This is a genomic window from Pseudomonas sp. HMSC08G10 (assembly GCF_001808425.1).
GTDB classification, from domain to species: Bacteria; Pseudomonadota; Gammaproteobacteria; order Pseudomonadales; family Pseudomonadaceae; genus Aquipseudomonas; species Aquipseudomonas guariconensis.
Genome location: NZ_KV793315.1, coordinates 1 through 14,613, shown reverse-complemented (window position 1 = coordinate 14,613; position 14,613 = coordinate 1). Strand labels below are relative to the sequence as shown.

The 14,613-nt window shown below is 57.3% G+C and carries 25 protein-coding genes; 5 read left to right on the top strand and 20 right to left on the bottom strand.

Annotated features, from left to right (window positions below; translation table 11 throughout):
• Window positions 1–394: 394 nt before the first annotated feature.
• Genes HMPREF3173_RS24075 through HMPREF3173_RS24690 form a run of 3 tightly spaced genes read right to left on the bottom strand, consistent with a single transcriptional unit; the run spans window position 395 to window position 2,444 of the window.
• On the bottom strand, window positions 395–1,276 hold the full coding sequence (locus tag HMPREF3173_RS24075) for a phage antirepressor N-terminal domain-containing protein (RefSeq protein WP_083300080.1): 882 nt from the start codon (window positions 1,274–1,276) through the stop codon (window positions 395–397).
• Window positions 1,273–2,352, bottom strand: coding sequence for a phage antirepressor N-terminal domain-containing protein (locus HMPREF3173_RS24070; RefSeq protein ID WP_256544518.1), 1,080 nt, complete (start codon window positions 2,350–2,352; stop codon window positions 1,273–1,275). Before HMPREF3173_RS24070 ends, HMPREF3173_RS24075 begins: the two co-directional genes overlap by 4 nt.
• A complete protein-coding gene (locus HMPREF3173_RS24690; protein WP_256544516.1) occupies window positions 2,310–2,444 on the bottom strand; it encodes an Arc domain-containing protein in 135 nt (44 codons plus the stop codon). Before HMPREF3173_RS24690 ends, HMPREF3173_RS24070 begins: the two co-directional genes overlap by 43 nt.
• A 67-nt stretch (window positions 2,445–2,511) precedes the next feature.
• Between HMPREF3173_RS24690 and HMPREF3173_RS16030 the strand changes: the two genes are divergently transcribed.
• The 3 genes from HMPREF3173_RS16030 to HMPREF3173_RS16020 all read left to right on the top strand — a co-directional run bounded on the left by HMPREF3173_RS16030 (window position 2,512) and on the right by HMPREF3173_RS16020 (window position 3,982).
• Window positions 2,512–2,976 carry an Arc family DNA-binding protein gene (locus tag HMPREF3173_RS16030; protein WP_070574459.1) on the top strand — a complete coding sequence of 155 codons (465 nt, stop codon included), beginning with the start codon at window positions 2,512–2,514 and terminating at the stop codon, window positions 2,974–2,976.
• A 72-nt stretch (window positions 2,977–3,048) separates the two neighbouring features.
• Window positions 3,049–3,477 carry an RDD family protein gene (locus HMPREF3173_RS16025; RefSeq protein WP_070574457.1) on the top strand — a complete coding sequence of 143 codons (429 nt, stop codon included), beginning with the start codon at window positions 3,049–3,051 and terminating at the stop codon, window positions 3,475–3,477.
• 64 nt (window positions 3,478–3,541) lie between these two features.
• Window positions 3,542–3,982: a hypothetical protein gene (locus HMPREF3173_RS16020; RefSeq protein WP_070574455.1), complete on the top strand. Its 441-nt coding sequence runs from the start codon at window positions 3,542–3,544 to the stop codon at window positions 3,980–3,982.
• Between the two features lie 553 nt (window positions 3,983–4,535).
• Here the strand turns inward: HMPREF3173_RS16020 and HMPREF3173_RS16010 are convergent.
• From HMPREF3173_RS16010 to HMPREF3173_RS15995, 4 genes are all read right to left on the bottom strand, one after another.
• Window positions 4,536–5,138, bottom strand: coding sequence for a DUF6338 family protein (locus tag HMPREF3173_RS16010; protein ID WP_070574451.1), 603 nt, complete (start codon window positions 5,136–5,138; stop codon window positions 4,536–4,538).
• Between the two features lie 35 nt (window positions 5,139–5,173).
• Window positions 5,174–5,614 (bottom strand): DUF2513 domain-containing protein, encoded by a 441-nt coding sequence (locus HMPREF3173_RS16005; protein ID WP_139146862.1) that lies wholly within the window; start codon window positions 5,612–5,614, stop codon window positions 5,174–5,176.
• Window positions 5,599–5,880 (bottom strand): DUF4236 domain-containing protein, encoded by a 282-nt coding sequence (locus tag HMPREF3173_RS16000; protein ID WP_070574446.1) that lies wholly within the window; start codon window positions 5,878–5,880, stop codon window positions 5,599–5,601. Before HMPREF3173_RS16000 ends, HMPREF3173_RS16005 begins: the two co-directional genes overlap by 16 nt.
• A 112-nt stretch (window positions 5,881–5,992) precedes the next feature.
• Window positions 5,993–6,445 carry a hypothetical protein gene (locus HMPREF3173_RS15995; RefSeq protein WP_070574444.1) on the bottom strand — a complete coding sequence of 151 codons (453 nt, stop codon included), beginning with the start codon at window positions 6,443–6,445 and terminating at the stop codon, window positions 5,993–5,995.
• A gap of 273 nt (window positions 6,446–6,718) precedes the next feature.
• Here HMPREF3173_RS15995 and HMPREF3173_RS24625 point away from each other — a divergent pair, with 273 nt between their 5' ends.
• Window positions 6,719–6,862 carry a hypothetical protein gene (locus tag HMPREF3173_RS24625; protein ID WP_168166393.1) on the top strand — a complete coding sequence of 48 codons (144 nt, stop codon included), beginning with the start codon at window positions 6,719–6,721 and terminating at the stop codon, window positions 6,860–6,862.
• Between the two features lie 100 nt (window positions 6,863–6,962).
• Window positions 6,963–7,175 carry a hypothetical protein gene (locus tag HMPREF3173_RS15990; protein ID WP_070574442.1) on the top strand — a complete coding sequence of 71 codons (213 nt, stop codon included), beginning with the start codon at window positions 6,963–6,965 and terminating at the stop codon, window positions 7,173–7,175.
• A gap of 9 nt (window positions 7,176–7,184) precedes the next feature.
• Here the strand turns inward: HMPREF3173_RS15990 and HMPREF3173_RS15985 are convergent, their stop codons facing one another.
• The 13 genes from HMPREF3173_RS15985 to HMPREF3173_RS15925 form a co-directional block, all read right to left on the bottom strand.
• Window positions 7,185–7,421: a hypothetical protein gene (locus HMPREF3173_RS15985; protein WP_070574440.1), complete on the bottom strand. Its 237-nt coding sequence runs from the start codon at window positions 7,419–7,421 to the stop codon at window positions 7,185–7,187.
• 31 nt (window positions 7,422–7,452) lie between these two features.
• A complete protein-coding gene (locus HMPREF3173_RS15980; RefSeq protein ID WP_070574437.1) occupies window positions 7,453–7,674 on the bottom strand; it encodes a DUF1799 domain-containing protein in 222 nt (73 codons plus the stop codon).
• 90 nt (window positions 7,675–7,764) lie between these two features.
• Window positions 7,765–8,148: a phage tail assembly chaperone gene (locus HMPREF3173_RS15975; RefSeq protein WP_070574435.1), complete on the bottom strand. Its 384-nt coding sequence runs from the start codon at window positions 8,146–8,148 to the stop codon at window positions 7,765–7,767.
• A 9-nt stretch (window positions 8,149–8,157) separates the two neighbouring features.
• Window positions 8,158–8,811 (bottom strand): phage tail protein, encoded by a 654-nt coding sequence (locus HMPREF3173_RS15970; protein ID WP_070574434.1) that lies wholly within the window; start codon window positions 8,809–8,811, stop codon window positions 8,158–8,160.
• A gap of 38 nt (window positions 8,812–8,849) precedes the next feature.
• Window positions 8,850–9,278 (bottom strand): phage tail terminator-like protein, encoded by a 429-nt coding sequence (locus tag HMPREF3173_RS15965; RefSeq protein WP_070574431.1) that lies wholly within the window; start codon window positions 9,276–9,278, stop codon window positions 8,850–8,852.
• Complete coding sequence (locus tag HMPREF3173_RS15960) at window positions 9,275–9,949, bottom strand: hypothetical protein (RefSeq protein ID WP_070574429.1); 675 nt, start codon at window positions 9,947–9,949, stop codon at window positions 9,275–9,277. Before HMPREF3173_RS15960 ends, HMPREF3173_RS15965 begins: the two co-directional genes overlap by 4 nt.
• Window position 9,950: 1 nt before the next feature.
• Window positions 9,951–10,343 (bottom strand): hypothetical protein, encoded by a 393-nt coding sequence (locus HMPREF3173_RS15955; RefSeq protein ID WP_070574427.1) that lies wholly within the window; start codon window positions 10,341–10,343, stop codon window positions 9,951–9,953.
• Window positions 10,344–10,345: 2 nt separating this feature from the next.
• Window positions 10,346–10,738 carry a protein singed gene (locus HMPREF3173_RS15950; RefSeq protein ID WP_070574425.1) on the bottom strand — a complete coding sequence of 131 codons (393 nt, stop codon included), beginning with the start codon at window positions 10,736–10,738 and terminating at the stop codon, window positions 10,346–10,348.
• Window positions 10,739–10,777: 39 nt separating this feature from the next.
• The gene (locus tag HMPREF3173_RS15945) at window positions 10,778–11,383 is read right to left on the bottom strand and encodes a hypothetical protein (RefSeq protein ID WP_070574423.1); all 606 of its coding nucleotides are present in this window, start codon (window positions 11,381–11,383) and stop codon (window positions 10,778–10,780) included.
• Window positions 11,384–11,431: 48 nt separating this feature from the next.
• On the bottom strand, window positions 11,432–12,376 hold the full coding sequence (locus HMPREF3173_RS15940; protein WP_070574421.1) for a major capsid protein: 945 nt from the start codon (window positions 12,374–12,376) through the stop codon (window positions 11,432–11,434).
• Window positions 12,377–12,386: 10 nt separating this feature from the next.
• Entirely contained in the window at window positions 12,387–13,106 is a 720-nt protein-coding gene (locus HMPREF3173_RS15935) for a hypothetical protein (RefSeq protein WP_070574419.1), read from the bottom strand.
• 83 nt (window positions 13,107–13,189) lie between these two features.
• Window positions 13,190–13,702 (bottom strand): hypothetical protein, encoded by a 513-nt coding sequence (locus HMPREF3173_RS24415; RefSeq protein ID WP_139146861.1) that lies wholly within the window; start codon window positions 13,700–13,702, stop codon window positions 13,190–13,192.
• Window positions 13,703–13,743: 41 nt separating this feature from the next.
• Window positions 13,744–14,613: minor capsid protein (locus HMPREF3173_RS15925; protein WP_070574415.1), on the bottom strand; the 870-nt coding region annotated here is incomplete at its 5' end.

Here is a 14,613-nt window from a genome sequence, read left to right as displayed (position 1 = left end):
ATCGGCAGCTTAAGGATACCAGACAGGTCATTTTTGTCCCGAAACACAGAGATTGACCTTGCTCTGCACTCGGGAACGTTAAATGTCTTATGGGGGAACAGATGGCGGTGAGAAAGGAAATCCCTATCGGTCACGGTGCTGCTTTCACATAGACGGTAGCAAACGAATTCGTTTGGCGAAAAAGCCTCTCCCGGCGGGCATTGTTCAGGCAAGGCCTCATACCATCCATTCCGTACTTCCATGTCGCCTTCCTCAATATTGAGGGGCGAATCTACCATTGTGCCATCATCAGATGAACTGTCTGTTCATCCAGGTATGTGCGACCACCATCCTTGTGCGCCATAAAGGAAGCACCAAAACCCCGCGCAGGCGGGGTTCGGCTTTGATCGAATGATTACCGCGACAGGCCGTGCGCGACGACCTCTGGCATTTCAGCCTGGAGCTTCTCGGCCAGGCGCTTCAGCGGCTTAGCAACAGACTCCTTCCAGAGAATCTGCTGAATCGGCTTGCCGTCGCTGTGCTTCTTGGCAGTGTCGGTGATCACGGCGAACTCCTTGCCATCCGGCGTAACCTCCCAGCGTTTCTTGCCAGGCTTGTAGGTCACGTGATGCTGGAGCCCGCATTGAGCCAGCAGCTTGTTCATGCTGGCCGCGCTCATGCCGAACTTCGCGCCAAGCTCGGTTGGCGTGTAGTTCAGCTCTTGGGCCTCGTTGACCAAGCGCTTCACGCCGGCCATTTCCATCAGGTCGATGCCGATGGCGGAGCGGACCATGCTGTTGGCACTAAGGATCGCCTGATTCCCTTCGAGTCCAAGGTTCTCAGCAATTCGCTTTGCGGCGTCAAAGTTCTCGGCGGCCACTGGTAGTCGGCGCTCAAGCGGTAACAACTCATCATTCGCCGCGGACTGCTGCGACCGAGGATTTACCGCATGACCATCATTCCAGTATGCCCAAAGCGCGTCGTCGCATTCGTTCTGATAGTCGATGATTGTCTGGCGGATGCTCTCATCGACTTTTTTTGGGTTGACGCTATACATCCATGCGGGAAGCTTTTTCAGCGGAAGACACACCACCTCCCGCGCTTGGTCGTCTCCGGGAAGCTGCGTAACCATATGGGTGATGCAGGCCTCGAACCGATCTACCAACTTCCGGTGCTGAGGCTGCCAGGCCATCCCCATACCCTCAACAATCGGTCGCATGGGTACGAATGGCTCGTCACGATGCTCCACGATGAAAAGGTTGGTGCCATGAAACGGAACAGTCATCAGCGCGCTCATGCTGCAGTCCTCCCGACGGTTACCGACACCCCATAACGAGTCGGCTGCTGTATAGCATTACCAAGCCCAGTCAGGAACGAATTCAGCTGATGCAGCCTGTTGCGGAGGCTGCGGACCTCAAACCAGGCACCATCGATTTCGTAACCTGCATCGCGCAACTCGCACAGGATCTCTTCGCAAAGAGACAGATCCTGAGGGCGCGAGCAGATGTCGCTCATGCTTACGTCGAGCCATGCCCTCCCATCGCCGCGATACTCAAGCATTGAAGGGCGGCGCTTGGTGAGCGCTTCGATTGGATAGTGAATGGCCAGCGGTGGCTTGGCTTTCTCTGGCCCAAGGTATTCGCCCTCGAGGACGTAGGCCGCGATGAAGTTGCGAGCGCTGTCGAATTGGTCGGTCGGAATGTCCTGGGCAGAAACCACGCTGAATGCCTTATGGACCTGCGACCATACGTGCATCTTTGCGCGCTGGCGGGACTTTGCTGGCAACTGGCGAACTTTGCCATCCAGCACCGCGCCAAGGCAGTGGAAGCCGTCAGTACCGATGGTCTGGCCGAGAACGGTCATAACCTGCCCCGGCCCACGATGATTCACCGCATGGCCATTATTCCAATAGGACCACAGGGCGTCGTCGCATTCGTTCTGGTAGGCAATCACACCATCGCGCAGCTCGGGTCTAACCTTGCTGGCGTGAATCGACATCAGCCAGCCCGCCAGTTTGCGCAGAGGAAGGCAGGCCATTTCGCGCATCTTCCCGTCTTGAGCAACCATGGTGATCATCACCATAGTTGAATTGAATCGACCACTCTGCAGCTTGGCGTACTGACTCTTCCAATCCAGCCCCATACCATCCACTACCGGCTTCATTGGAACGAACGGCTCGCCGTCACGCTCAACAAGCAGGAGCTTTGCCGAGCGGAACGGGATGACACTGGATACAGCTGTGCTATTATCGCCCATGACGATTTCTTCTCCGAAGTTGATCTCGTTTCCCGAAGCCCTGACGACTCTCACCTCGTCGGGGCTTCTTCGTTTCAGGCTACCGCCTGCTCTCGTCGCTTCTTCTCTTCCAGCAATGCAAATACCACTTCCGCCGTCTGCGAGCGGCAGTTCCTCTGTGCCTCGGCTTCCACCCATTGCTTGAGCTCCTCTGGCAGTCTCACTTTCATTTGTGGGTCTGTACGCATACCTGCATCCTCAAGGGATCACCGTGATCCCCAATAAAATGGAACCACGGTGGTCCCATTGCTGTCAATACCACCGTGGTCCATCATCGCCGCCATGAGCAGAGAAGACTCCCAATTCAAATTACGGCTTCCGGCCAACCTGCGTGAGCAGATCGAGCAGGCAGCCAAAGAATCCAAGCGTTCGTTGAATGCTGAGATTGTTGCGCGCCTCGAGAATAGCGCCCAGGCCTTACTACCTGCTGACGAGGTAATGCCAGCGAAGAAGGCAAAGGAAATTGCATCGGCCGCGCGAAAGAATCTCGCAGCAGAAGTGCGTGCCTTGGTCATTGATCGACTTAATGAAGCAATTCGACAAGGCGCCTCGTTCGTCAGCGTTGATTTGACAGTCTTTCCTTTGATGGCCCATGAAGACCGCGCATCAAACGAAATTGCGGATCCTATCGAGGCCGAGCTTATCTCGGCCGGCTACTCGATTAGCTGGGATGGTCCAGGCCACATGTACATCTCGTTTTAAGATTAGTTAATCCCAAGCCCGACCGATCGCCGGGCTCCACCCGCTCGCTATCACCACAGCACGGAGCACCTGATGGAAGTCTCAAGGACGTCACTTCTGATGAAACGCATTGGGGCGTACATCATTGACTACGGGGCAATTGTGCTTCTAGGCATATGGCTTGCGAGACAAGAGACTCTGTTGTTTGCAGGGTTTGAGCTGCTCTTCGTCCACCTATTCCTCTACCCGCTGTGCGAATGGCTTTTCAAAGGTAGGACCCCGGGCAAGTGCGTCTTTGGGCTGACCGTTATCAACGGAGCAGGCGGACCGCCGACGCTTGTTCAGGCTCTGATTCGCGGATTCACCAGGCACGTTGAGGTGCCCTTGGGGATCATAACGATCTTCATCTACACGCAGTCCGCACGGTGCCAGCGGGTCGGTGACATGCTGTCGAGAACCTATGTCATACCGACAAAGGATCTAGCTCAGCTACGCACAGAGATGCAAGCGGCCATTCGCTGAGTCGTGAGCAACCCAAAGCCCGGCCAAGCGCCACCCATGAACCACTCGTTTTTTAAGGAAGATTATGAGCAATCCCCCATTTCTGTCGAAGGATGAAATTCAAGAGAAGGTGTTCGCGAAGCTCGAGGAGCAGAAAGGGCTCAGCTTCCTTGAGCAGTACGCTATGTACATGGGTAAGGCACAGATGCTTGAGTTCGGCCTGAAGGGCCTTATTCACCGAAAATTCAACGTTCCGATCAAGGACATGGAACGTTGGACGCTGGGGATGACCAAGAACGAGCTAGCCAAGCAGGGCATCCGCCAAGACTTCATTGCATACTTAGGAAGCGTCGTGAAGCATCGAAACGATATGGCTCATGAGTTCTTGCTGAACTGTGCTGTTATGAACTCACTGGGTAGCTTCACTGGCAAAGGTCAGACCGGGGACCTCTTCCGTGCCTCGTACGAGTTGGAGCAGATCATCATCCTCCACGACTGGTGCGAAGAGCACGACGCCTGGACTTAACCTATTGCTACACAGGTAGCTCTGAGCCCGGCTCAATGCTGGGCTTCTTGCCAAGGATGAATGGATGCCAAAAATCGCTCTGGAACGAGCCGCCCTATTACGCCAGGCTGCAGCCGATGGGCGTCGCAACCCTGAAGACCTCTTCGGAATACGGATGGCGATCTATGAAGCGTTCGAGGCTACTGGGGTTGATTACAATCGAGCATGCGAGGTGTTGATTTCGGCACGTCCGCCCCTTACCGACTGGGATTGCCACCGACTGGAAATAATAGCCCACCAAATGGAGCTTTCACCTGAAGCCCGGGGGGAGCATTTGCGTCGCCTATGCGAGATGGCAGCGATCCTGACACCTTTGTAGTGCGACAGGCACCAGACGCAAAAAGCCCAGCGTGGGGCTGGGCTTCAAATAGTCAGTCTTTCTTGGGAGTAGGCGCAGGTGGTGGCGCCTTTGGCGCCTGAGCCGGCAGCACGTTTCTTGTCCGATCAGGATTCACGTTCATCCCATCATTGACGTGCTTTCGCTCCAGCACATGGCGCCTGGTATTTTGGTCATTCATTCTGCGTTCTCCTGCGGCTCTAGAAACTCTACCCATTGAACATCATTATTAGCAATCAACAGGTACGTTACTCCTACCTGAGGCACCAATTCTTCACCGTCCACCCAAGTAGGATACTCCATCACAAAGTGCCCGCCCTCTGGCTCTGCAGGCCATGCTAACGGATAACCCATTAGTCTGCGCCCATCCTTTAGGCTCAACACTACCCCACGATCAGGAAACCGCAAAAAAGCATATCTCCACTCACCTACTGACGCCCTGGATGTCAACCCCACCTTACGCGCGAATTTGTATAGAACGTCGTGCTGAGAGAAGTAGGCCAAACCAAGACCAAACACGATGGCGAAAGCTATCGCCCAAGCCATGGCAACGTTTTCTGTCCAGACTCCTAGTGCATGCCATTGCCCGATCCATAGGGCGACAATCGATACGCCGTCAACCAGAAACTTGATTAGCCCCGTACAAATTAGGGCTTGAATCACATGCTCGAACTGACCTGGCTTTTTCGCGTCTGCTAACCAGTAGAAGACGATCATCATCAGGAATCCAGGGAGCAGCGCTTGAAGAATCGGCATCAGCTCCCCTGCTATCTCACCCATTCACTACGCCCCAATGCCTTTCTTGATGTCGGATTCTACCCAACCCATCCGCCAAAAGCCTGAGTAATTCCAGCGCCCAGCACAGCCTTCAGTGCCTCGTACGAAAGATCGAAGCCCTTGGTACGGATGGCGCCCTTCACCTTGTTCCAGGCGCTTTGATCGCGGATCTTCGACAGCAGCTCATGCCCTTCCCAGGTGAACTGCTGAGCGATGCAGTAGGTGCCCTCGCTCATGTAATCAGTGCAGATCGCACGGAGGATGCCGGCCTGCTGCATCATTTGGATGTGGTAGGAAACTTCGCTCTTCTGGAACCCTTCTAGATCCTCTGGGCGCAGTGTGGAGTTGAAGTCCGGCAATGCCTCCACGCTGATGAGGATCTTCCGGATCAGGTCCCAGTCTCGTTTCATGTAGGAAATCTCTTTAATTTGGAGCCGACGCTCAGCGACCGGTTGACCCTCGATCAGCTGAAGATCCACCAAAGGACGCCAGCGATCAGCAGCCAGGTGATCACATGCGTCCAAATCGGCGTTGGCTCCGCTCGGACCGCAGTCTTTTTTCCTGAACCGTAGAGCTTGGACGCGGACAGCCCGGTACCGGGAATTCCGGCAGTTACCCTGGTTCCGCGCTTGCTCAGGTTGGCAGTCAGCCCCTTCTTGCCAACAGACGTACTGACTCCGCTTTTGCTGAGGTTGATCCGCACACCTGGGGCGACCTTGAAACTCTTCCGAAAACGCAACGCCATGGCTCGACTCCTTGAGAAAGGCAATATGCCATCATCCTCAAAAGTCACGCTTATGAAAAGTCTGTCCATGCTGTAGATGCAAAAAGCCCAGCGCGGGGCTGGACTCAACGTATCACATCTGCTTAGTTCTGGAGGAAGCCACAGGCTTTGAGCGGATAATAATCTCTACTTGACTAGGGTCAACGCCATATGTCTTGGCCAATTTTTCCACCGCTTTGTCCATGCTCAGCGGCCCCAGCATTTCCGACTGCAAAATGAATGGAAGATGGTCACCAATGGTAAAGAACTGATCATCCTCGAACTCAGTCACCTGCGGCCATTTACCTGATCGCCTAGCATCGAAGTAAGGTTTGAAGACCTCAGCCTTTTTGTCTTCCAGCTCGTCACTCAAATCTTTAATGGAGCGAATTTCCGAAAATCGGAAAAGCAAGGGAGCACTTTTATCTCTCGGATAGACCAGCTCCTGGATCTTGGCTATCCAGCTAGGAGATTGTGTCTCGCAGAGAATCAAGTAATCAACGTTTTGCCAAAAATCGTGTTCAGTCACTTTGGCGGCGACACACATTGATTTCTCCAGGGGGATTGATTCAACCAACTCCGGCGTAAGGCTAAATGCCACGGTCCGTATCACGGTGTTCCCTCACACAAAAGTGCCAATCCTAACGTGAACATGCCCACCCATCCACCCTGGACGGAAAGCCAGTAACCAGTCCACCGGGCGACGTAGTAGCGTAATGATGCCAACACAGGGAGATCACCATGGCTTTCGTTACACGAGAAACGGCACGCTTCATCACGGAAACCGATAAACCTGGGAACACCCACTGGAACACATTGTATGAGCCAGCTGACCGTGTTCCGGTCTCTGGCATTTACCGTTGCGAAGGCTGCGGTGATGAAATCACTTCCAACGCTGGGGACCCGTTCCCGCCGCAAAATCGCCACCAGCATCAAAACCGATCTGCAATCCTATGGCGCCTAATTGTGCGCACTAAAACTAGCTAACCCCAACCCAACGAACCGCCCCGGTCCGTTGCCGGAAAGCCCATGGACCCGGGGCATTGATGACCTAGGAGGTCAAGATGAGCGATGAGCAGTACACCCAAAGCAAAAAAGACTGGATTTACACTTGGGGGGTGGTACGTGACGAGCCGCTAATCATGGTAGGCGCTTTCCGGACCAAGGCGGAGGCAGAAGCAAGAGCACGGACTATGGGAGAAGGTTACAAGGCCAGCTATATCTTCCATCTTCCCGGTACCGACGAATTCGTTGTAGAGGACGAACCGAACAACTGACTCCTAAGGTCAGATCGCCGCAAAAGTGATCTGACCAACCTTGGTCAAAAGCTTGGCCGACAACCCAGGGCCGCCATCGTACTTCCTCTGGTAACCATCTCCGCCGGGACCGATCTTTCCGGAAACCTTTATTCGGTCGATTTCAATGCCGCCATTGAGGATTGCGACCTCCGAGTGATCTCCGACCATTGCGCCTTCGCGCACAGCGAACAGGTCACGGATGGTAAGCACATAGCTCTGTTGCATGTTCTTCTCCTGCGGCCTGGCCGCGTCAGTTCTATTCCATTGCCTCAGCCATCACACCCAGCGCCTCGTGCTCCATGATGCGGAGGTCTGGGAAAATTTCGGTGAGTTCACGGCGTTTGATGCCGAGCATCGAGGCCACCGCGGGTATGGCGGTGTAGTCCAAGCCAGAAGGTCCGCCTTGCCCCAATCGCCACTGCGTGCCTAGCGCCTCGAAAACACGGAAGGCTGGCCAGGCATCCGGCCAAACTTCCATCTCTTCCTCAGGGATCGGCCAGGGTTAACCCCAGGGCCGCCAGTTGCTCGGCGGACGGGCCGCGCTCATAGAGAGCCCGAGCCGCCGCCCTTAGTTTCCCAGGCGGGCCGGAAGGTAGGCATCCTGATAGGCAGCCAGTACCGCCTGCGGCGCACCGATACAGGTAGTCACTAGGTCGGCAATGGCCTCATCGGTGAACTCATCATCGAAGCCCCAGCCACTCACAACGGCCTTGATCTGCTCGACCTGAAGCTGAAGTTGGCCGGCAGTGAACTGCTCCAAGGTCGCGCCATTGGCCTTGGCCTTCTCAGCATGGTCCTCTGCCGCTTTGTTCCAGCTGTCGTACAGCTTCGCAAGCGCGGTTCGGTTGAGGTAGCGGAACGTAAACTCCACCGACACCGGCTCGCCTCCCACGCGCGGGATCTTCACCTCAGCGGTGAACGTCGGATTCTGCGCGATCTTGATCTTCGCCATGGGCTCTCCTTAGGCGCTGTAACGGGTTGGGCGACCAGACAGGCCGACGCTGATGGTGCGGGTCATCAGCTGGTTCCGCTCCATGGTCGGCGTGCTGGTGATGCTGACGTAGCCAGGCATCAGGATCTGGCCGCCACCGGGCAGTTTCAGCCGAATCACGGTCAGCTCCTTGGAGTCGTCGTAGCCTTCAACGACCGGTACGTAGAGTGCCGATGGTTGGTCCTCGACCGTCACCGATACGCTGATCGGGTTGCGGTTGGTTGGGAACTGCAGGTCGTCGTCGTTCTCGAGGTAGCCGACGGTGAGGAACTGCTGCTCGCCACCAGAAACGGTGAAGCCGGTTACCTTCGAAATCTGGGTCCAGCCCGACACAGGGATCACGGAGCCGGCACCGGCGCCAGCGGTGTAGCGGTCGGTATTGGTGGTATCCAGGCCGGCGAGCGAGAACGCATCTGTGGTGACGTTGACAGCCTTCGCGGTGCGGTCGTTGATGAGGGCCCAGCCGGAGCTGATCAGCAGAATATCGTCGGCATCGAGGCCGTGACCCACCGAGCTCGCCACCGGTGGCTTTGCATTGGTCAGGGCAGTGAAAGGCACAGCAGTGCCCAGGGTGCTGGCGATCTCCAGCACAGAACCGTTCGGCAGCGGGATGCGTGCGGCCATGTGTATTTCCTCTTGGTAGCCCGCCGGGCGGCGGTTGGTTATGCCCCAGCGGGCGGTTGGTCCGCGATGCCGCGGTAGGTGAAGCTGACCGGAACGGTGTAGGTCACCGGCTCGGTGATGGTAGGGCCTTGCTCTACCGGCTCGACGACCATGCCTTCGAAGCCGTTGCGGCTCAGCTCGCTGTCGACGCGGAACACACTGCTGAGCTCGTCGATCAAGTTCTCAGCAGTCGCCAGCGCCTGGCCGGCCGGAGATACGATGCTGACCTGATAAACGCCTGTGTACTCGTATGCCTCACCGCCCAGATAGCGGCAGGTCGTGCTAGCCGGGAGCAGGAAGGCGCGCAGATAGGTTTCGTCAGGTCCTGCCTCGAAACCCTCCTCTAAGTTCGCGATCCTAATCGGCCGCGCCGTGGCCCAGGCCATCAGCTTGATCTCGATGGCCTGCCGGGCTCGTGCTTGGCTCATACGCTGTTGTTCCTGATAGCTTCGTCGACGATGCGTTGGAAGTTGGCCAGGGTCACCCTGACCATGCCGGCAGGCGCCTGTGTGGAATGCCCATACTCAAGCGGGATGGCATACGGCAGGTTGTTCACGATGTACGCCGTCTGGCCGATGGTCAGCGCCTGCACCTGGGTGATGAGCGCGGTGATGGCTTCGCTACCCGACGGGTCGATTCGGTCGAGCTCTTCGGTTGCCGGCGAATCGATGGAGAACTGCCAGTTGCCTCGGAATCGCCCGCCTACGTAGCCTTTGCCGGCTACCAGGCCATTGGTGGCGTAGTTCTGCTCCCGCTCCGTCTTCGTCAGAGGCTTGGCGTACTTCACGCCCTTGCGCAGCTTGCCGGCCTTGGTGAAGTTGTCCTGGTTCAGGTTGATCAGGGTGTTGCGTACCGCGACCTTGAAGTCGTAGTCATCTGCAGCCTTCTTGGCCTTGGTTCGGTGGGCCACATTTGCCGCCCATAGCTCCGGGTTACCCACTGGCGACATGAGGATGACGCTGCTACCGATCTCGATCACGATTGTCCTGAAGGTAGAGCCCAGAGCTTGTTGGGCCTGCTCCGTGAATGCTCGAATGCTGTCGGCAAAACCACCTTCAAGCCCTCCATATCGCTGGACCATATGGGAACCGCGCGGCATATCACTTCCTCAATTGGATGATCCAAGTGGCCTGGGCCGGATCTTCGGAGACGTTGAGAACCCTGAAATCGCTAATGTGATCCCCGATCTTCGGCGTTGCCGGGGTATCAGAGACAACCCCGTCACGCTCTTCGAACACTTCGTTCTGCAGGACCAACAGCTTCATGTCCTCGGTCTGGATACGTGACCCATCGATTTCCTGGGCAAGATAGCTATCAAATACCCCGCGGGCTGAGTACCGAATGGCGGTGGTCGGGGCTGTGCCGCCGATATTCGGGTCGTAGCTACCTTTGACTGTGCGGATGCCGGCAACTGGTCGCACGGCATCAGCTAATCCCTCAGGATCATCGAGTGCCTCGGCAAGGTCTGCCTGGATTTCGTCGCGAAGCCCCATGGCTATCCCCTTTTCACAGCAAAGGCGAACGGATTGCTGCGCCAGGGCGTCAGCAGGGCCAGTGCCAGCTGCACACAGGCTGGCTGGGCGACAGTGCTGGTCTTGTCGATCGAGCCGAAGGTCTTGCTGGTCGATACCGACCCGGCCTTGACCGTCTTCGCCTCGATCGATCCCTCGGTCTGCTGCTGGTACAGCTTGCCCTGCGAGGCGCATTTGGCCAGCCGCGCGCCTGCCTGCTTCACATCGTCAGGGATGTTGTCCATGTCGATGCCAACAAGGTTGAGCGCGGTCAGATAGGCATTCGCCTCGAAGACCGCCTCGTCCTTCAGCTCTGGAGCTGCCCAGTCAGGCCCGAGGATGGCGTCTACGTCGACCACGGTGATGTAGTTAGCCATCAGGCCTCCGCTTAAATGATTGGGGCCGCAGCCCCGGAATTACTGCTGGTTCAGCTCGGAGACCTGCTTCTGCAGCGACTCTTTCGAGGCGTTGGCGCGATAGGTGACGCCGGCCTTGTCCAGCGCTGCTTTCAGCGCCTCGACTTCAGGGTCGACGCTCGCCGGCTTGAGGGCTTCGATCTGCTTGAGCATTTCAGCATTCTGCTTCAGCAAGTCTGCCTTCTCCTGCTCCAGACCTACCACCTTCTGCACTTCGCCGTCGCGCTCGCGCTTAAGGTCGGCGATGCCAGCATTGACGGCATCCAACACCTGGAACAGGTGGCCTGCAGTTTCGCCAATTTCGCCTTCGGGGCGCTCCAGGCGCTGCGCGGCGAACGACTCGACGATCACACCGATGAATGCAAGCTCGGTGACCAAGCGATCGAACGCTGCATGATCGGGACCTTCGACAAGAGCCACACGTGTCGGTACCTCAACCACTGAAACATCAGCGCCAGCGGCTTCGTAAGCATTGACCACCTTGGGCCAATCGCCGATCACCACAACCGATTCGACGCCTGGTTCGGCCTGATCAAAGTGTCGTGGGTTGCGATAGGTACGGCCTTGCTCGAAGCCGTCACGCTGGGTGGTGTAAATCAGTTCCATGGATTATCTCCGAGGCAGGCCCGCTGGACCCGCCTTTGCTGTGGCCGATTAAGGCGCGGACAGGTCGATCAGGACGCCGGCAGTAGCCTTGTCGCTGGTCGCATGCTTACGCCAGTTCGCGCCGGCGCCGAGCGCTGCGAGGTTCGGGTTAACGCCTGCGGTGTCCTTCCAGGAGTAACCCATGATGTCGACGTTGAAAGCGCCTTCCGCGCGATAGCCGATCGCCAAATTTTCCTGAGTGTTTACCGGATACGAGCGCACACCCGGGGCTTGGGACTCAGTTACCGAAACAGCGCCCACCTGCAGGCCGAAGATGCGCTCTTCGGTGACTTTGTCAGAGACAAGGACAGGTTTGCCCATGGTGCCAGGCGAGCCGCCGTAGATGACCACGCCCGCCTCTTCGTAAATCTTCTGGTCGATCGCGTCGTCAACCAGATCGAAGTAGGTGGCGGAGTCCATGGCGAAGAGCGCGATGCGATTGAAACGATCGCCGAACTTGCGCATGCCCTTGGTCAGCACCTTCTTGTGATCGACTGCGAAGGAGCCGGTGGCGACCATGTTGGCGTTAGCACCGATAGCCGCGCCAAGAGCCGCGAAGGCAGTCTGGATGTAGTAGTCCAGGGCTGCGTCGGCCATATCCTGGCCGACCAGCATGGAGAACTCTTCGGGGCTTCGCGCACGTCGCTTGAAGGCCTCCTCCGTGGTCTCGTACGGGCCGTACTTCCACGGGGTTTTCACGCCGACCGCTTCGTCGGAGCCGATCTTGATACCGGTGACAGCGGCGTCGGAGTTGACGTTACGGTGGCCCAACGTGCCGCCGATCTTGTAGAACGAACGCTTGCGCAGGTCGCCCTCGATCAGTTCGTTACGCAGGATCAGCGCACCGCCCGACGAGGCGTTGAAAACCTCCAGAACGTCCTGCAGACGCTCCAGGTAGGCGGTTTGGGCAAGATCGTTGTAAATGATCATGTCCGAGTTGAGGGTGGTAGGCATCTGCTACTTCCTATTTTGGCAATTTGAGGTATGCCTCCTGCCCATGCGCTTCGATGTATTCGCGCTTCTGGACAGAGGTCATTTCGGAGCGTTTCTGTGCGGCCCCGCCGCCTTTTCCAGCACCGCCGGCCCCGCCGCCAGATGCCTTGCTGCCAGCGATCAGCGGGCCAAAGGCCGGATCGTTGGTGAGTTCTGCTTTCAGCTCGTCCAGCGTTGCTGCGGAGAGCTTGCCAGCGGCGTCCAGCGCTACAACGGTGGGTTTACCGTCGCGCTGCTCGACGCTCAGCCGGCGTTCGATGTGGGGAAGCAATGCCTTTGCGGTACCTGGCACAGCCAACTCGGTGGCCAACTCGATGGCGGTACGGCCCACGGTCAGATCCCGGATCTGGCCCTGCAAGGTTGAGCGCTCAGTTTCCAAAGCCGAGGTCAACTCAGCTTCGCGACGGTTGAACTTCTCGGACCAGGACTTCTCCAGGCCCTCGATGTCACCTGCCTTGCGGGCAGCCTCCTCGGCCTCGGCGCGAGCCTTATCTTCAGCCTCGCGGCGTGCCTTCTCGGCAGCCTTCTTCTCGCCCAAGAGCTCCTCCACCTTGGCCTTCAGGCCGGTGACATCCTCTTGCTGCGGCAGCCCCTCGATGCCCAGGACGAACTTTCCGTCCTTCTGGACGTACAGGCCCTGGATGGATTCTTCGACGCCTTCGAGGCTGTCCAGTTGGAATTTCAAGGTCATTGCTGTCTCCCAGAGACTTGTGCAGGCCCTGCCTGCGGGCATAAAAAAACCGCCACTAGGGCGGTTTGGTGTTTCACACTTACCTAAATAAACTTTTTTAAATAGGCTTTTACGAATACATCCTTAACGTCTGTCCGTGTGCCGCGTTTCATCGAGTAAGAGTCGTGCGCCTGATGCACCTCACTCCATATAGCTTTGTAGAACTCCTCTTTCTTCGGCTCGACGTACTCGACCATTAGCATGTAGCTTTTAATGCATCGATAGAATTTCCCCGCAATCGTATCGATCATTTCCTTATCGTCGGGCCATACAAGCCTCTCCTTGAGATAGGGAAGCGTGTACGTGTAATCAAGCAGATCCGCCTTCCACTGCAACACCAAGCGCTGGCGCTCTTGGATGCGCCAAGCGTTCATCGCAACGCATGCGGCGACAAAAGTGAGCAGTGCAGACACACCCGCCACCCAATCTCCCAAGCTCCCCCAGTCAGGAACAAACCTGACCGTCGATTGAGGGTTTAAATTCACTCCAGCCACCAGTCCAAGCAGACCGCATGTAACACACGCAAAAATGGCGACGAGGCCAAAAATCCATTTCATTTCAGAAACCAAGCTATAAACATGACAGCAATTTAGCATGTCTAGAGGCCAACCCGCTCGAATGCCATAGGCTCGCGCTCGCGCAGCTGCTTGAGGGTCAGGGTATGGCCGTCTTCATCTACAAACCGGTCGATGGTGAGCTGACCTTTGCTGAACAGCTTGTAGCGAGCTGGGCCGAGCACATCCTCTTGGAACGCTGCAGGCTGGCGTGCGAGCCATTCGCCATAGGTTGTCTTGCTGCTGACCTGTTCGGCGCCGTCAGGGCCTACCGCTGGGCGAGTCGAGCCGGGTATCTCCCGGGCAAACTCGTCCTTGAGCACTGGTATCTCAGTTGTTCGGCAGTTCCAGTGGAATGGCGGCGACGGCGCGGTCATGGGCACCACTGTGCCGTCCAGGGCCCTGCAGAGCGGCGTGGTCCTGCCGTCCAGCGTGGCGACCCGGCGCTTACCCTTCAGGATGTCGTCGTTGTCGGCCATGACCTGCGACCTCGCCGAACTGGCGATATGGTTGGTCATGGTCCGCACCAGTGCACCGGCCTGGTCGCGCTGCTGCACGCCGAGCGATGTGAGCCGGCGGGTGATCTGACTTGTCGTCTCACCCAGCGCCGAGCCCATGCAAATCTCGCTGATGATCTCGGCGCTCTTCTTTGTGCCGTACTGGTCGAGCGCGCCGGCGATGCTGATGCGCTGCCGCCCCTTGCCGACCTCCAGGTCGAGCGGATCGGCCAGCGCTGCGGCGGCGACCTGCTCAATGCTCGGATTGTTCAGCTGCACGACCGTCTTCACGACCTTGCCCAGCAGGGTCATGTTGAACTCGGCCTCGTACCCGGCGAATTCAGTCAGGTCGAGCACGGCCTGCTGCTTCATCTCGCCGTATACGCCCGCCAGCTCGCCCTGTAGCTCCTGAATCTG

Bases quoted from the DNA above. Each gene is read 5' to 3' on its own strand.
- HMPREF3173_RS15960 (WP_070574429.1), bottom strand. From the start codon at position 9,949: ATGCCGCGCGGTTCCCATATGGTCCAGCGATATGGAGGGCTTGAAGGT.
- HMPREF3173_RS15970 (WP_070574434.1), bottom strand. From the start codon at position 8,811: ATGGCCGCACGCATCCCGCTGCCGAACGGTTCTGTGCTGGAGATCGCC.
- HMPREF3173_RS15975 (WP_070574435.1), bottom strand. From the start codon at position 8,148: ATGGCGAAGATCAAGATCGCGCAGAATCCGACGTTCACCGCTGAGGTG.
- HMPREF3173_RS15950 (WP_070574425.1), bottom strand. From the start codon at position 10,738: ATGGCTAACTACATCACCGTGGTCGACGTAGACGCCATCCTCGGGCCT.
- HMPREF3173_RS15940 (WP_070574421.1), bottom strand. From the start codon at position 12,376: ATGCCTACCACCCTCAACTCGGACATGATCATTTACAACGATCTTGCC.
- HMPREF3173_RS15995 (WP_070574444.1), bottom strand. From the start codon at position 6,445: ATGTGTGTCGCCGCCAAAGTGACTGAACACGATTTTTGGCAAAACGTT.
- HMPREF3173_RS24415 (WP_139146861.1), bottom strand. From the start codon at position 13,702: ATGAAATGGATTTTTGGCCTCGTCGCCATTTTTGCGTGTGTTACATGC.
- HMPREF3173_RS16025 (WP_070574457.1), top strand. From the start codon at position 3,049: ATGGAAGTCTCAAGGACGTCACTTCTGATGAAACGCATTGGGGCGTAC.
- HMPREF3173_RS15955 (WP_070574427.1), bottom strand. From the start codon at position 10,343: ATGGGGCTTCGCGACGAAATCCAGGCAGACCTTGCCGAGGCACTCGAT.
- HMPREF3173_RS16020 (WP_070574455.1), top strand. From the start codon at position 3,542: ATGAGCAATCCCCCATTTCTGTCGAAGGATGAAATTCAAGAGAAGGTG.
- HMPREF3173_RS24075 (WP_083300080.1), bottom strand. From the start codon at position 1,276: ATGAGCGCGCTGATGACTGTTCCGTTTCATGGCACCAACCTTTTCATC.
- HMPREF3173_RS15990 (WP_070574442.1), top strand. From the start codon at position 6,963: ATGAGCGATGAGCAGTACACCCAAAGCAAAAAAGACTGGATTTACACT.
- HMPREF3173_RS15980 (WP_070574437.1), bottom strand. From the start codon at position 7,674: ATGGAAGTTTGGCCGGATGCCTGGCCAGCCTTCCGTGTTTTCGAGGCG.
- HMPREF3173_RS24625 (WP_168166393.1), top strand. From the start codon at position 6,719: ATGAGCCAGCTGACCGTGTTCCGGTCTCTGGCATTTACCGTTGCGAAG.
- HMPREF3173_RS16000 (WP_070574446.1), bottom strand. From the start codon at position 5,880: ATGGCGTTGCGTTTTCGGAAGAGTTTCAAGGTCGCCCCAGGTGTGCGG.
- HMPREF3173_RS15965 (WP_070574431.1), bottom strand. From the start codon at position 9,278: ATGAGCCAAGCACGAGCCCGGCAGGCCATCGAGATCAAGCTGATGGCC.
- HMPREF3173_RS16010 (WP_070574451.1), bottom strand. From the start codon at position 5,138: ATGGGTGAGATAGCAGGGGAGCTGATGCCGATTCTTCAAGCGCTGCTC.
- HMPREF3173_RS15935 (WP_070574419.1), bottom strand. From the start codon at position 13,106: ATGACCTTGAAATTCCAACTGGACAGCCTCGAAGGCGTCGAAGAATCC.
- HMPREF3173_RS15945 (WP_070574423.1), bottom strand. From the start codon at position 11,383: ATGGAACTGATTTACACCACCCAGCGTGACGGCTTCGAGCAAGGCCGT.
- HMPREF3173_RS15985 (WP_070574440.1), bottom strand. From the start codon at position 7,421: ATGCAACAGAGCTATGTGCTTACCATCCGTGACCTGTTCGCTGTGCGC.
- HMPREF3173_RS24690 (WP_256544516.1), bottom strand. From the start codon at position 2,444: ATGAAAGTGAGACTGCCAGAGGAGCTCAAGCAATGGGTGGAAGCCGAG.